This window comes from Klebsiella sp. C283 (assembly GCF_048822555.1).
Lineage (GTDB): Bacteria > Pseudomonadota > Gammaproteobacteria > Enterobacterales > Enterobacteriaceae > Klebsiella > Klebsiella quasipneumoniae.
The window spans coordinates 108,500-122,235 of record NZ_JBMEZS010000004.1 but is presented as its reverse complement, the minus strand read 5'-3'; the positions used below and the strand labels follow the sequence as shown (position 1 = coordinate 122,235).

General features: G+C 56.9%; 11 protein-coding genes, 3 tRNA genes and 1 pseudogene. 8 read left to right on the top strand and 7 right to left on the bottom strand.

Annotated elements, in window-relative coordinates; translation table 11 throughout:
- Nucleotides 1–100 precede the first annotated feature (100 nt).
- Complete coding sequence (locus ACOI7Z_RS08870; protein WP_240513439.1) at nucleotides 101–1,015, bottom strand: MDR family oxidoreductase; 915 nt, start codon at nucleotides 1,013–1,015, stop codon at nucleotides 101–103.
- Nucleotides 954–1,779, bottom strand: a pseudogene (locus ACOI7Z_RS08865) (TetR/AcrR family transcriptional regulator). Before ACOI7Z_RS08865 ends, ACOI7Z_RS08870 begins: the two are co-directional and overlap by 62 nt.
- 493 nt (nucleotides 1,780–2,272) lie before the next feature.
- Between ACOI7Z_RS08865 and ACOI7Z_RS08860 the strand changes: the two are divergent.
- A complete protein-coding gene (locus tag ACOI7Z_RS08860) occupies nucleotides 2,273–3,907 on the top strand; it encodes a Na+/H+ antiporter (RefSeq protein ID WP_023290300.1) in 1,635 nt (544 codons plus the stop codon).
- Between the two features lie 94 nt (nucleotides 3,908–4,001).
- Here ACOI7Z_RS08860 and ACOI7Z_RS08855 read toward each other — a convergent pair.
- Nucleotides 4,002–4,077, bottom strand: a tRNA-Asn gene (locus ACOI7Z_RS08855).
- A 330-nt stretch (nucleotides 4,078–4,407) separates the two neighbouring features.
- Here ACOI7Z_RS08855 and nac point away from each other — a divergent pair.
- The 3 genes from nac (at nucleotide 4,408) to ldtA (ending at nucleotide 7,402) form a co-directional block, all read left to right on the top strand.
- A complete protein-coding gene (gene nac, locus ACOI7Z_RS08850) occupies nucleotides 4,408–5,325 on the top strand; it encodes a nitrogen assimilation transcriptional regulator NAC (protein ID WP_004203498.1) in 918 nt (305 codons plus the stop codon).
- A gap of 106 nt (nucleotides 5,326–5,431) precedes the next feature.
- Nucleotides 5,432–6,382: an HTH-type transcriptional regulator Cbl gene (gene cbl, locus ACOI7Z_RS08845; protein WP_004180456.1), complete on the top strand. Its 951-nt coding sequence runs from the start codon at nucleotides 5,432–5,434 to the stop codon at nucleotides 6,380–6,382.
- A gap of 78 nt (nucleotides 6,383–6,460) precedes the next feature.
- The gene (gene ldtA / locus ACOI7Z_RS08840) at nucleotides 6,461–7,402 is read left to right on the top strand and encodes a L,D-transpeptidase (protein ID WP_087848909.1); all 942 of its coding nucleotides are present in this window, start codon (nucleotides 6,461–6,463) and stop codon (nucleotides 7,400–7,402) included.
- A gap of 384 nt (nucleotides 7,403–7,786) precedes the next feature.
- Here the strand turns inward: ldtA and ACOI7Z_RS08835 are convergent, their stop codons facing one another.
- On the bottom strand, nucleotides 7,787–8,707 hold the full coding sequence (locus tag ACOI7Z_RS08835; protein WP_087848908.1) for a LysR family transcriptional regulator: 921 nt from the start codon (nucleotides 8,705–8,707) through the stop codon (nucleotides 7,787–7,789).
- A gap of 140 nt (nucleotides 8,708–8,847) precedes the next feature.
- On the opposite strand from ACOI7Z_RS08835, the gene ACOI7Z_RS08830 reads away from it, so the two are divergent.
- Entirely contained in the window at nucleotides 8,848–9,237 is a 390-nt protein-coding gene (locus tag ACOI7Z_RS08830) for a RidA family protein (RefSeq protein ID WP_065881041.1), read from the top strand.
- A gap of 279 nt (nucleotides 9,238–9,516) precedes the next feature.
- On the opposite strand, the gene ACOI7Z_RS08825 is transcribed toward ACOI7Z_RS08830, so the two are convergent.
- Both ACOI7Z_RS08825 and mtfA read right to left on the bottom strand, forming a co-directional pair.
- Nucleotides 9,517–9,592 (bottom strand) — tRNA-Asn (locus ACOI7Z_RS08825).
- A 100-nt stretch (nucleotides 9,593–9,692) separates the two neighbouring features.
- Complete coding sequence (gene mtfA, locus ACOI7Z_RS08820) at nucleotides 9,693–10,493, bottom strand: DgsA anti-repressor MtfA (RefSeq protein WP_072096628.1); 801 nt, start codon at nucleotides 10,491–10,493, stop codon at nucleotides 9,693–9,695.
- 90 nt (nucleotides 10,494–10,583) lie between these two features.
- Here mtfA and ACOI7Z_RS08815 point away from each other — a divergent pair.
- Nucleotides 10,584–10,673: transfer RNA gene (locus ACOI7Z_RS08815), tRNA-Ser, on the top strand.
- 275 nt (nucleotides 10,674–10,948) lie between these two features.
- Here ACOI7Z_RS08815 and ompC read toward each other — a convergent pair.
- Nucleotides 10,949–12,085 carry a porin OmpC gene (gene ompC / locus ACOI7Z_RS08810; RefSeq protein ID WP_087848907.1) on the bottom strand — a complete coding sequence of 379 codons (1,137 nt, stop codon included), beginning with the start codon at nucleotides 12,083–12,085 and terminating at the stop codon, nucleotides 10,949–10,951.
- A 541-nt stretch (nucleotides 12,086–12,626) separates the two neighbouring features.
- Here ompC and drpB point away from each other — a divergent pair.
- On the top strand, nucleotides 12,627–12,908 hold the full coding sequence (gene drpB, locus ACOI7Z_RS08805) for a cell division protein DrpB (RefSeq protein ID WP_087848906.1): 282 nt from the start codon (nucleotides 12,627–12,629) through the stop codon (nucleotides 12,906–12,908).
- 41 nt (nucleotides 12,909–12,949) lie between these two features.
- Nucleotides 12,950–13,660, top strand: coding sequence for a phosphohydrolase (locus tag ACOI7Z_RS08800; RefSeq protein WP_086075594.1), 711 nt, complete (start codon nucleotides 12,950–12,952; stop codon nucleotides 13,658–13,660).
- Nucleotides 13,661–13,736: the final 76 nt, after the last annotated feature.

The window sequence follows — 13,736 nt, the reverse complement described above, 5'->3', positions numbered from 1 at the left end:
GCAAAGCCATTCGTTCGCGTCATCATAATCCCGTGGGGAAGGAAATGATATGTCAGGATCGCCCCGGGGACCGGCGCCGTGGGGCGCCGGGAGGAGAGGATTACTGGCCGATGTTGACCAGCGTGCGGCCATGAATATTGTTGCTGAGGAAATCTGCGGCATACGCTGGCGCCTGCTCCAGCGTGATTTCGGTGGCTGCCTGTTGGTAGTAGCTTTCCGGCAGCAGCTGGGCCAGACGCTGCCACACCGCGTCGCGTTCTGCGGTGGGCACCATCACCGAATCCACCCCCTGCAGACGCACATTGCGCAGAATAAACGGCATCACGGTGGTTGGCAGATCGAAGCCCCCGGCCAGACCGCAGGCGGCGACGCAGCCGCGATAGTGCGTTTGCGCCAGCACTTTGGCCAGCATCGTGCCGCCAACGGTATCCACCGCGCCCGCCCACAGCTGTTTCTCCAGCGGGCGGGTCTCTGCAAAGTCGCTGCGCGGCAGGATGGCGTCGGCCCCGAGCTGGCGAAGGTAGTCGTGCGTCGACTCGCGGCCCGATACGGCCGTCACCCGGTAGCCGAGCGCTTTCAGCAGTACCACCGCGGTGCTGCCGACCCCGCCGCTGGCGCCGGTGACCAGGATATCACCGCTTTCCGGGGTGATGCCCGCGCTGACGAGGGCATCGACGCACAGCATCGCGGTGAAGCCGGCGGTGCCGATGATCATCGCCTGGCGCGCGCTGAGCGTCTCCGGCAGGGCAACCAGCCAGTCGCCTTTGACACAGGCCTCGGTGGCCAGACCGCCCCAGTGGTTTTCGCCCACGCCCCAGCCAGTGAGGATCACGTCCTGGCCGGGAACAAAGCGCGGGTCGCGGCTTTCACTTACCCGGCCGGCAAAATCAATCCCCGGCACCATCGGGAACTGGCGGATGATTTTGCCTTTGCCGGTGATCGCCAGGGCATCTTTATAGTTGAGACTCGACCAGTCGATGGCGACCCGCACGTCGCCTTCGGTAAGGGCGGGCAGGTCAATCGCTTTGACGTCGGCCACGGTGCGGTTGTCAATCTGGTCCAGAACTAATGCTTTCATGACTGAGTATTCCTCGTCTGAAGGGAGTTATCGGCGCTATCGCCGTCCTGTGCAGGTGTTATTGTCATCATAGTGTGCGCAAAGAAATCCCAGTACTGGTTAAGGGGAGCGGCGGACTGGACCAGCCTGGCGCGCATCACCGCGCCTTCCCAGCCGATCCAGAACACCTGGGCCAGCGCCTCTGGCGAGGTGTCGCTGGCGATCGTCCCGGCAGCCCGCGCCTCGTGCAGGCAGCGGGCCACGCGCGCCTCCCATGCCGCCAGGATGGTCTGCAACCGCTGGGGAAATGCCTCGGGCAACAGGGGAGCTTCCTGTAGCAGGTTGCCTACCAGGCAGCCGCGACGAAACTGGTATTTCTCCATTCCCTGACCGGCATCACGCACGAAGGCCGCCATCCGTTCCAGCGGCGGCACGGCGTCGTCCAGCAGGAATTTATCTAATTTATGCGCAAAGTAGTCGCCATAGGCGGCAAGCACGGCGAGGCCAAAGGCCTCCTTGCTTTTGAAACAGTGGTAAAACGACCCCTTCGGCACGGCGATGTTCTTGATCACCGCATCAATACCCGCCGCGAGATAGCCCGTTTCGGTCAGCACCTCCAGGCCCGAGCGAATCAGCGCCTGTCGCGTGTCGACAAACTGGCGATCGGCCTTGGGCGGTCGGCCGCGGCGGGGCTTCTGGTTGGCGGAGGTAGCGGGATTCATCATTTAGACCGTATGGTTTAATTGTTTGTCAGGGTACCCTCAATCCCGGTGGGGGGCAAGCTATGTATGGCAGAGAAGGGCGGGATTTCGAGGCAGTCGGCTTATGAAGGCGACGCGGATTATCATTAATTATTAATGCGTGGTTCTCCGCGCGGCTGCTGCAGAGAATATCAATCCGCTGAGACTATTCCGCTGACCATATATCTCTCTGGCCGCCACGGAATGATAAGGATGAATGGTAGCGATTATATTGCCGGGCTGGCGATGATTTGCAGACTCTGGCGGATTGACAACTCCGGCATGATAAAACACATTGTCCCCCCTGAAGGGGCGCCGGTTGCCACCTCAGTTTAAATAATAACCCCGCAAGACAGGAAAGCCTGTCCTTTATTATCGGCGTCTGGATAAATAACCCGCCGCCGAAACCACACTTGCGAAAAAGGAATAACAGCCTGATGTACAGAATGAATATTGCCGTCAAAGGAGGGGATGAATGTCGCTAATCGCAATTGTGCTGGTCTTTATGATGGCCATCGTGGTGACGGTGTTCATTTCCCATCTTCTGCCCGTTAAAGTGCCGCTGCCGCTGATCCAGATCGCCGCGGGCGCCGCGCTGGCCGCCGGTGGTTTTCAGGTCGATTTCGATCCGCACATCTTTTTGCTGTTGTTTATCCCGCCGCTGCTTTTCCTCGATGGCTGGCGGATCCCGAAAGACGCGTTTTTCCGCGATATGAAGCCGATTCTATCGCTGGCGATAGGCCTGGTGATGGTCACTATCCTCGGCATTGGCCTGTTTATTCACTGGCTTATTCCGGCGATCACCGTGGCGGCGGGGTTTGCCCTGGCGGCGATTCTGTCACCCACCGATCCGGTGGCGGTATCGGCAATGACCGCCAGCTCGCCGCTGCCTTCCCGGATGGCGCATATCCTCGAAGGGGAATCGCTGTTAAACGATGCTTCGGGCCTCGTCGCTTTTAATTTCGCCATCGCCGCGGTGCTGACCGGCAGCTTCTCCCCGGGAGAGGCGGTGATGAAGTTTTTCCTGATGGCGTTCGGGGGCATCCTCAGTGGGCTCGTGGTGGTGTGGGTCACAGGCAAATGTAATAACTTTCTGGTACGGCGCACCCGCGAGGAGCCGGCCATCCAGATCCTGATCAGCCTGCTTATCCCCTTCGCCGCCTACCTGCTGGCCGAGGCGTTCCATGTCTCAGGCATTCTTGCCGCCGTCGCCGCCGGCATTGCGATGCACTATGAACAGCTGTCGGGGCCCCGGCTACCCGCGACGCGCATGAAAAGCAGCGCGGTGTGGTCCATGCTGCAGACTACCCTCAACGGGATGATCTTCCTGATGCTGGGCGAACAGTTGCCCCGCATGCTCAGGACGTTGCCGGCGGTAGCCAGCCAGGCCGGCGTCCCTTCGCCCTGGTATCTGCTGCTGTACGCCGTGGCCATCACCCTCGCGCTCGGTCTGATGCGTTTCGCCTGGGTATGGCTGTCGATGACGCTGACCATTTTTCGCCGCAAACGCCGGGGCAAAGCCATCACCGTCCGTCCGCGATTCAGCATCCTCGCCGTCATGGCGCTGGCGGGGGTCAAAGGCTCCGTGACGCTCGCCGGTATTCTGACGCTGCCGGCGGTGCTGGCGGATGGTTCACCATTCCCGGGCCGCGAACTGCTGATCTTTCTCTCAATGGCGGTGATCCTGATGTCGCTGGTGGTGGCGGCTATCGGCCTGCCGTTCATGACCCGCTATCTTGCCGATGATTTACCCCATGATACCGGCAAAGACGATATTGGCGCCGTCATGACCGAAGTGGCTATCAACCGGCTGAATGCGCTACTCGACGAGCCGGTGGAGGATCCGACTGAGCAGGCCCTGAGGGCTGATGCCGGCAATATGCTGCTGGAAACCTACCAGCGACGACTGCACTATAACGACAATGACGAAGGGCAGGACGTCGGGCTGGAGCTGGCTAAGCGCGCCAGGCTGGAGAAATATATGCAAAGAGAGGTCATTATCGCCCAGCGTCAGGAGCTGTTCCGGCTGCGTCGCGCCCACAACATTAGCGATATCACCTTTTATGAGGTGCTGCGAGAGATAGACCTGAAGGAAGAGAGCTTGCGCTAGGGGCGCCATCGCCGGAGGGGGGATCCTTCGCCTTCCGGCAGCGCAGCTGGCGCGGAAAAGCAAAAAGCCTGCTCGAAAGCAGGCTTTTTAAATTTGGCTCCTCTGACTGGACTCGAACCAGTGACATACGGATTAACAGTCCGCCGTTCTACCGACTGAACTACAGAGGAATCGTGTGAACGGGGCGCATATTAACGATGCCACCCGGCCTTGTCAAAGCCTGATTCAAAGAATTGCGTTCGACTGCTGACAATTTCAGCAACCCCCGCCCATGCGCTGTTTTTTTCAACAGATTGCACCGTTGTAGTGCGAATGTACCCCTAATGGGGCATACCACAATCTGCTTACCGGGCAAATAAAAACCGGATTGCTATCACTATCCCTTATAACACCGCCTGTGGCGGGCAACGGCAGCGGAAATGAAAAGCTGGCAAGCAAATTGCAAAACCAGTTTCATCATACTTCCAGCGTTGACGCTGGCGTTCCTTACAGGAGGCAAAATGAACTTAAGACGACTGAAATATTTTGTGAAAATCGTCGATATCGGCAGTCTGACCCAGGCCGCTGAAGTCTTGCACATCGCCCAACCGGCCCTCAGCCAGCAGGTCGCGACCCTGGAAGGTGAAATGGACCAGCAGCTGCTGATACGCACCAAGCGAGGGGTCACGCCAACGGAAGCCGGTAAAATCCTTTATACCCATGCGCGGACCATCCTGCGCCAGTGTGAGCAGGCGCAGCTGGCGGTCAATAACGTCGGCCAGACGCTGCGTGGCCAGGTCTCGATCGGCCTGGCGCCGGGCACAGCGGCCTCCGCCATTACCATGCCGTTGCTGCAGACGGTGCGTAATGAGCTGCCCGAGGTGATGGTCTATCTGCAGGAAAGCAGCGGCACTGCGCTGAATGACAAGCTGCTGGCGGGCCAGCTGGATATGGCAGTGCTGTATGAGCGTTCGCCGGTGGCCGGCATCGTCAGCCAGCCGCTGCTGAAAGAAGACCTCTACCTGGTCGGCACCCGCGACTGCCCGGGGCAGAGCGTGGACCTCACGGCGGTGGCGGAGATGAACCTGTTCCTGCCGCGGGATTACAGCGCGGTACGGGCGCGGGTCACTGAGGCGTTCACCCTGCGTCGTCTGTCGGCGAAAATTATCGGCGAGATCGAATCCATTACCACCCTGACCGCGGCCATCGCCAGCGGCATGGGGGCGACGGTCCTGCCGGAATCCGCTGCCCGCTCCCTGTGCGGCGCGGCGAACGGCTGGATGGCGCGGATTAGCACGCCGTCAATGAGCCTGTCGCTGTCGCTGAACATGTCGGCGCGCGGCGGTTTGTCGCCGCAGGCGCAGGCGGTGAAGGAGATCCTGCTGTCTCTGGTGAGCCGTCCGTCGCTGGAGAACCGCGAACTGCAGCTGGTTAGTTAGGCTATATTCTCTTAAGGAATAAGTTGCTGGTTTTTATTATTTGTTACCCGGGACAACAGACTTTAACAATAGCAGATACGTTAAGTCCATTGGCCCGGAGGAAAGGGTGAACTTCCAGCAACTGAAAATTATCCGTGAGGCGGCCCGTCAGGATTACAACCTGACGGAAGTCGCGAATATGCTCTATACCTCGCAGTCAGGCGTCAGCCGCCATATCCGGGAACTGGAAGAGGAGCTGGGGATTGAGATCTTTATCCGTCGCGGCAAACGCCTGTTAGGCATGACTGAGCCGGGTAAAGCGCTGTTATCCATTGCTGAGCGGATCCTCAATGAAGCCAGCAACGTCCGGCGGCTGGCGGATCTCTTCACTAACGATGCCTCCGGCGTCTTAACCATCGCCACCACCCATACCCAGGCGCGCTACAGCCTGCCCCCGGTGATTAAAGCTTTCCGCGAGCTGTTCTCCGACGTTCGCGTCGAGCTGGTGCAGGGCACCCCGCAGGAAATCGAAGCGCTGCTGCATAACGGCGGGGCGGATATCGGCATCGCCAGCGAGCGTCTGAGCAACGACCCGACGCTGGCGGCTTTCCCCTGGTTCCGCTGGCATCACAGCCTGCTGGTACCCAAAGACCATCCCCTGACCCAGGTGTCTCCTCTGACGCTGGAGGCGATTGCCCGCTGGCCGTTAATCACCTATCGCCAGGGGATCACCGGCCGTTCGCGGATCGATGAGGCCTTCAACCGCAAAGGGCTGATGCCGGATATTGTGCTGAGCGCCCAGGATTCCGATGTGATCAAGACCTACGTCGAGCTGGGGCTGGGCGTCGGGCTGGTTGCCGAGCAGTCCGGGGATGCCCGGGAAGCGGACACCTTTACGCGGCTCGATACCCGCCATCTGTTTGATGCCAATACCGTATGGCTGGGACTGAAGCGGGGTCAGCTGCAGCGTAATTACGTCTGGCGCTTTATCGAATTGTGCAATGCCGGACTGTCGCTGGATGAGATCAAGCGCCAGGCGATGGAGCCGGAAGAGGCCGCTATCGACTATCAGATTTAAGGAAATGCTGGCCAGCGGATCGGGGAGAGGAAATGCCGCTATAATTCACACACGAGAGTCGCGACTGAGGAAGGGAAAATGACGATGCGGCGTGTGACATTACTCTGTTCGGCGCTGATGCTGTTCGCCAGCCACAGCGCGCTGGCCGTCAGCTATCCGCTGCCGCCGGAGGGGAGCCGTCTAGTGGGCAGCGCTTTTACCATTGCCGTGCCGGAGAACAACACTCAACCACTGGAAAGCTTTGCCGCCCAGTACGGCCAGGGGTTGAGCAATATGCTGGAGGCGAACCCCGGCGTCGATGTTTATTTGCCGCACTCCGGTTCGACGCTGACTATTCCGCAGCAGCTGATCTTGCCTGACACCGTGCGTGAGGGGATCGTTATCAACGTCGCCGAGATGCGCCTCTATTATTACCCGCCGCTGGGCAATAGCGTGGAAGTCCTGCCAATCGGCATTGGCCAGGCGGGACGCGAAACGCCGCGTAACTGGGTGACGGCGGTAGAGCGCAAGCAGGAAGGGCCCACCTGGGTACCGACCGCCAATACCCGCCGTGAATATGCGAAAGAGGGCAAAACCCTGCCGGCGATGGTGCCGCCCGGCCCCGATAATCCGATGGGGCTGTATGCGATCTATATCGGCAGGCTGTACGCCATCCACGGCACCAATGCCAACTTTGGCATCGGGCTGCGCGTCAGCCAGGGATGCATCCGCCTGCGCAATGACGACATTAGATTCCTGTTTGATAATGTACCGGTGGGGACGCGCGTCCAGCTGATCGATCAGCCGGTGAAGTACACCGTGGAACCGGATGGCAGCCACTGGCTGGAGGTGCACGAGCCGCTGTCGCGCAACCGGGCGGAGTTTGAATCCGACAGAAAAGTCCCCTTGCCGATGACCTCGGCGCTGCGCGAATTTACTCAGGGGCCGGGAGTGAGTCCTTCGCAGGCCGAGCAAACCCTGCAGCGCCGCTCCGGCATGCCGGTGAATATCAGCGCCACAGCGGCGCAGGGGAGTTTGTAGCGGGTCGTTTAGTCTGATTAACGGCTATTGAAAGAAGACTCTTGTGCTGTCGATGCATTCAACGTTGTTGGGGATAAGGATCGGGAAACCGATCCTTAACTTATCAACAGTGGCGGTGATGGCGTGTTAATGAGGGCGCCAGGAGAGGCTCAGGCGGAGATGATAAAGTCTGCAAATATATCTATGGACTTAATATTGTTACTGAGGATCTTTTTTTTGGCTGCCATTGTCCATGAAAGCGAATGTCCCCGTTATGATAGCCAATATCCAGAATATAATACTGATGAGTGCTGCAGAATCCCTATTGTCAAAACACGCCTGACCACAGTCACTACTACTGACCCCCATCGTCGTTGATAAGCGAATCAGGGGGCTGGGATGTCGTTATTTATTGTTGGCAATCGGGACATGCTGCTGCATCACTTCAACGATCCAGTCAATAAAAACGCGCAGCTTGGCGTTGACATGGCGGTTCGGTGGAAACGCCAGGTACAGAGGCATTGGGCTAATCCGCCATTGTGTAAATAATGGAATCAAAGCGCCACCGGCCTGATGCGCTGCCGCCATATAGTTGGGCAGCGCAATCACGCCTAAGCCAGCTAACCCAGCTTCGAGGTAAGCATTGCCATCATCCACGGCAAGGACGTAGTTGCCCGTGATTTCAATACGTTCATTCTCACTGCGCAGTACCAAAGGATCAATCTTACTGGTGCGTGAGGACAAGAATCCCACTATGCAATGGTCAGTATTTTGCAGCTCTCGCGGGTGTGCGGGAGCGCCAAGGCGTTCCACATAACGGGGGGCGACGTAGACGCCGATTGGCAAATCGCCGACATGGCGTGCGATTAGGGACTGGTCGGTGATTTCGCCACCGCGCAGGACGCAATCCACGTTGTCGCCGATCAGATCTACCTTCCGGTCGCTCACGCCCATGTCGAACTGGATATCAGGGTAGCGGGCGTGGAAAGCCGGTAGCGCCGGCACCAGGATGAGGCGGGCTAGCGGACTGGGCACATCCACCCGTAGCCGTCCCCTGGGCGTCATCGCCGCACTGGACAGGCTGTTTTCAGCATCCTCCATGTCCGCCAGCAGGCGGATGACGCGCTCGTAGTAGACCGCGCCATCGGGAGTCACCCCAAGCTTGCGGGTGGTGCGATGGAGCAATTTGACGCGCAGTCGCGCTTCCAGTTGCTGAATAAGTTGCGTCACCGTGGTTTTGCTCATATGAAGCGTTTGGGCAGCCTTCGTGAAGCTCCCTGCCTCCACCACCCGAGCAAAGGCGCGCATCGCATCGAAACGATCCATTTCTTATCCTGTATTTAATCGATTGTTTGGATATTACAAACAATGAGGGACAAAGTCGCTTGTTTATCCGCCCGATCTTGCCGTTGTACAGTGCCTTTACATTAACCGGGCTGAATTCGCCCCAGCATAAAGGTACAAACATGACAGCACGCGTAGCCGTTTTTCCCCTCGGTCGGCAGGCGCTCTATGAGCGCAATCGTTATTCACCGGCCATCAAATCCAATGGTTTCTTGTTTGTTTCGGGGCAGGTGGGTAGCCACGAGGATGGTTCGCCTGAGCACGATCTGGAAGCACAGGTCAGGCTGGCGTTCAAAAATCTTAATGCTGTGCTCGCAGCGGCGGGCTGCACGTTTAGGGACGTGGTTGACGTTACCCTCTTTGTCGTCGATCCTGAGTCAAATCTCGACGCTATCTGGAGTATCCTGCCAGAATATTGGGGAGAAGCGCCTTACCCTACGCTGACCGGGATCGGCGTGACGTGGCTTTATGGATTTAAGTTCGAGATTAAGGTTATTGCCAGGCTACCCTAAGCGTTACGGGTCTTTCCGCCAGTTGGGCAGTCCGCGCTGTCTGCAGCGGTAACTGCCGAATCGGGATCGTCTGCTACCCAGCAGTAGACCCAGTGGTTACCGTCGGATCGAAAGTCTGTAGCCATAAGGTTGGGAGCAGCGGCGCTGCTTTTCACCTGCGGGGATCGCATACGGAACGTTGGACGGTACCAACGGTACGATGCTGCTTATACCCGCTGGCGTGGGGCTCACGGAAAGCAAAAAGCCCGCTCAGGCTTCCCTGAGCGGGCTTTTTAAATTTGGCTCCTCTGACTGGACTCGAACCAGTGACATACGGATTAACAGTCCGCCGTTCTACCGACTGAACTACAGAGGAATCGTGTGAACGAGGCGCATACTACTGGCCCGGCATTTTTGTGTCAACACTAAAATTAACCTGCTGATTCAAATGGCTAAATTTAGCTCAACACGTTGTTTTAGTGAACAATGCGCCGCTCGTCTTCGTCCTGCAGGCCATTTTCACGTCTGCGCGCCAGCGGATCCTGGCGGTAAAAATGGCAAAAACGCTGCCACAGGGCCGGGAAGCGGGGCGCGAACAGTTCAGGCGCGCTGAAAAAATATTCCGAAAGGACGGCGAAGCACTCCGCGGGATCGGTGGCGGCATAGGCGTCAATGCTGGCGGCGCTTTCCCCCACCAGATCAATCTCATCCTGAATGTTGTTCATCGCCGCGTGGAGATCGTGCTCCCAGCCGGCGACTTCGCGCAGTGGGATCAGCGGCACCCCGCTGGCCCGATCGCCATTCCGCGCATCAAGCTTATGCGCCACCTCATGCACCACAAGGTTAAAGCCTGACGCATCAAAGGAGTCCTGAATATCCAGCCAGTTCAGCACTACGGGACCCTGCTGCCAGCTTTGCCCCGACTGCACCACCCGCTGGTTGTGGACCAGACCAATATCATCCTCCCATTCATCATCCACGACAAAGGGGGCAGGGTAGATCAGCACTTCATGAAAACCGTCCAGCCACTCAATCCCCAGCTCAAGTACCGGCAGGCAAAAGAGCATAGCTATCCGCGCCTGGTGCAACGGAGTCAGCTCCAGCCCCTGAAGCGCCACCAGACGTTTTTGCTGTAAGAAACGGGCAGCCATCTGCGTCAGCTTGTGTTGCTCAGCGGGCGAAAGGTGGGCTAAAACCGGAATGGCAAGCGCTTGCTCCCAGGGCATCTCTGCGTTGCCGGACTCATCATCTGCTTTCCAGGGCCATTTAAACATCATATTGCTCGCAAAGTCGTCACTTGAACACGATTACCGAAACGGGAGCTATTAAAATGCCAAAGATCCTGGCATTATAGCAACCACAACAGCGGAGAGATGCCGGAGCGGCTGAACGGACCGGTCTCGAAAACCGGAGTAGGGGCAACTCTACCGGGGGTTCAAATCCCCCTCTCTCCGCCAACTATTCTTTCTCTGACCATTCCCCTTCAATAACACCGTTAGCTTCAGGTATAACGCCTGCGCTGGGGTATCGCCATCATCATCGTCCTGGTTTCAGCGTAAAGACGCGGTAGTGCGCCTTGTCCTTTTGTGGTCTTACCGCCGCAATTTGCCCGAACGAGCTTAAACGCATCATAAAGAGGGAAGGTACGCCTGGAAAGCGGCAATGTTGAAAAGAGTGATCTCAACGGAGCGGGAACAAGAAAAAGCCCGCTGAGCGCGGGCTTTGATGGGGATCAGAACTGGTAAACGAGACCGAGGGCCACGATATCATCGGTCGAGATACCGTTGTTGCGGTAGAAGCGGTCGTCTTCATCCAGCAGGTTGATTTTGTAATCCACATAGGTGGACATATTCTTATTGAAGTAGTAGGTCATGCCGATGTCGACATACTTGACCAGATCCTTGTCGCTATAGCGAGAGTAGTTGTAAAGATCTTTCCCCTTCGATTGCAGATAGGCCACGGATGGACGCAGCGGTAAATTATACTCATCGAACTGGTACTGGGCGACGACTTCAAAGTTCTGCGTCTTGTTGGCAATAGCGCCGTTGCCGTAGAAGGTCATGTTGCGGGTTTCCGCATACATGGCGGCCAGATAGATGTTGTTGGCGTCATATTTTGCGCCGACGGTCCAGGCCTCGGCTTTATCACCGTTAGCGTAAATATGGCTGCTGCGTGCTGCCGCCAGCTGGTTATGGGTACGGTCGGAAGCCGAGTAGGCGGCCCCGAAGCTGATGCCCGTATCGAGATCGTAGTAGCTGGAGATACCAAACCCGTCGCCATTTTCCCGCGCCAGTTTACGAGCGCCGCCGTTGTTAGTGCCTTCGCCAGAACCGGCGTTTTCATTATTCCCCTGATACTGCAGGGCGAAATGCAGGCCGTCGACGAGGCCGAAGAAATCGCTGTTACGGTAGGTGGCCACCCCGTTGGTGCGGCCGGTCATGTAAACGTCGGTCTGGGTGTAGGTATCGCCGCCGAATTCCGGCAGCATATCAGTCCAGGATTCGATGTCGTACACCACGCCGTAGTTACGGCCATAGTCCAGTGAGCCATAGTCAGCAAACTTCAGACCGGCGAAGGCCAGACGAGTCCATGAATTCGCGCCTTCCCCTTCGCTGGTGTTCGCTTTGACATTGTATTCCCACTGACCGTAGCCGGTTAACTCGGAAGCGATCTGCGTTTCGCCTTTGATGCCTAAGCGAGCATAGGTCTGGTCGCCGTCCTCGCTGGTGTCGTCAGAGAAGTAACGCAGGCCGGCGACTTTCCCATAAAGGTCCAGTTTGTTGGCGTTGTTGTTATAAATTTCTGCAGCATTAACGGCATTGACCATGAGTAATGCCGGTACCATGAGTGCCAGTACTTTTCTTTTCATTATATATTCCCTTTTAATAATAATTTCTGTGAATTATGACAATCCCTCCGGAATGCCTGTAAGATACTAACGACTAAGTTCATTTTTATTTAAAATAAAATATGTAAATAAATAATGTAAGATATTACAAAATATTTCTATGTGGTTCATTATATTAAATTTAAATGAATCTGTTTTAATGATTATTTTGTTGTATAACAATAGGTTATGTTGCTGTGTTGCGTTCGTGGTTAACTGAATGAAATTATTTGTATTAATTTACAGTGAATTGGTTATTCAGCCTTTAAATATAATTTATTAGTCAATTCCGCCGGCGGAGGGATAATTTAAATACACGGCATGACTGGGTGTCGTTAATGTTTAAGCCCGTGGGTAAAGAATAAAAAAACCACCCCTGCGTATTTCCATTGGCAGAATAAGTGATAAGTGGGTGCAGAAGACAAGGATGAAACTGCTGCCTGTGGCGCAGTATGGCGGTATAATGTGATGAGCGTCACGTTTTTGAGTGGCGGTAGTATGATTTGTCACGGAGAGGAATGAGATGGAAGAGCAGGCAAAACGCAGCCCGGGCGGCAAACTCGCGCTATGGGCGTTGTATGCCTTTTGCGGATATTGTGTCTGGGTTATTGTGCGTTACTGGTGGGTGGTGGGAAAAATTCACAGCGCCCCCGGCGCCAGCGCGGAGGGCGACTTTGGCACCATGGCAGGGAAATGGCTTGGCGCCCTGTTGGGAATGCTGGTGCTCGCCGGCATTGGCGCGATCCTCGGCGCTGTCGTCTGGTATACACGGCCCTCCGGAAGCAGGCGGGATCATCGGTCGTAAAGTTGCTATGCTCGAGGCTGACTACAGATAAAGGAACGCCTATGAACCTGGTTGACTGGCAGCAGCGATTTGAGCACTGGATATTGACGCATCACGCCCGGGAGGATGCGGCGCACGATCTGTCCCATTTTCGTCGCGTCTGGGCCACCGCCACCCGGCTGGCCGCCGGGGAGGAGGAGGTCGACGGACTGGTGCTTCTCACGGCCTGCTATTTTCATGACATTGTCAGTCTGCCTAAAAATCATCCGGAGCGAAGCCGCTCCTCGATGATGGCTGCCGAGAAAACCCTGGCTATTTTGCAGTCGTCGTTTGCCGATTTTCCCGCAGACCGGTATGCGGCGGTCTGCCACGCTATTGAGGCGCACAGCTTCAGCGCGGCGATCCCGCCGCGCACGCTGGAGGCGAAAATCGTCCAGGACGCCGACCGTCTCGAGTCGCTGGGGGCGATAGGCCTGGCGCGGGTCTTCGCCGTCGCCGGCGCCCTGAACACCATTCTGTTTGATGCCGACGATCCTTTCGCCGACCGGCGAGCGCTGGATGACAGAAAATATGCCCTCGACCATTTCCAGTGCAAGCTCCTGCGCCTGCCGGAAACCATGCAGACCGCTGGAGGAAGGGCTATGGCGCAGCATAATGCGCGCTTCCTCGTCGAGTTTATGGCCAAGATCAGCGCGGAGCTGAAGGGGGAACCCCTGGCGCTGGATGAGGCGGTTTTACGCCGCTTTGCACCGCAGCCGTCAACCGACCAGTGATTTATGGTACTCTCTGCAAAAATCGTCCGCGCTGGTTGAGGATATGCCACAAAAGTTAAGCAAGGAAAACAGGTCG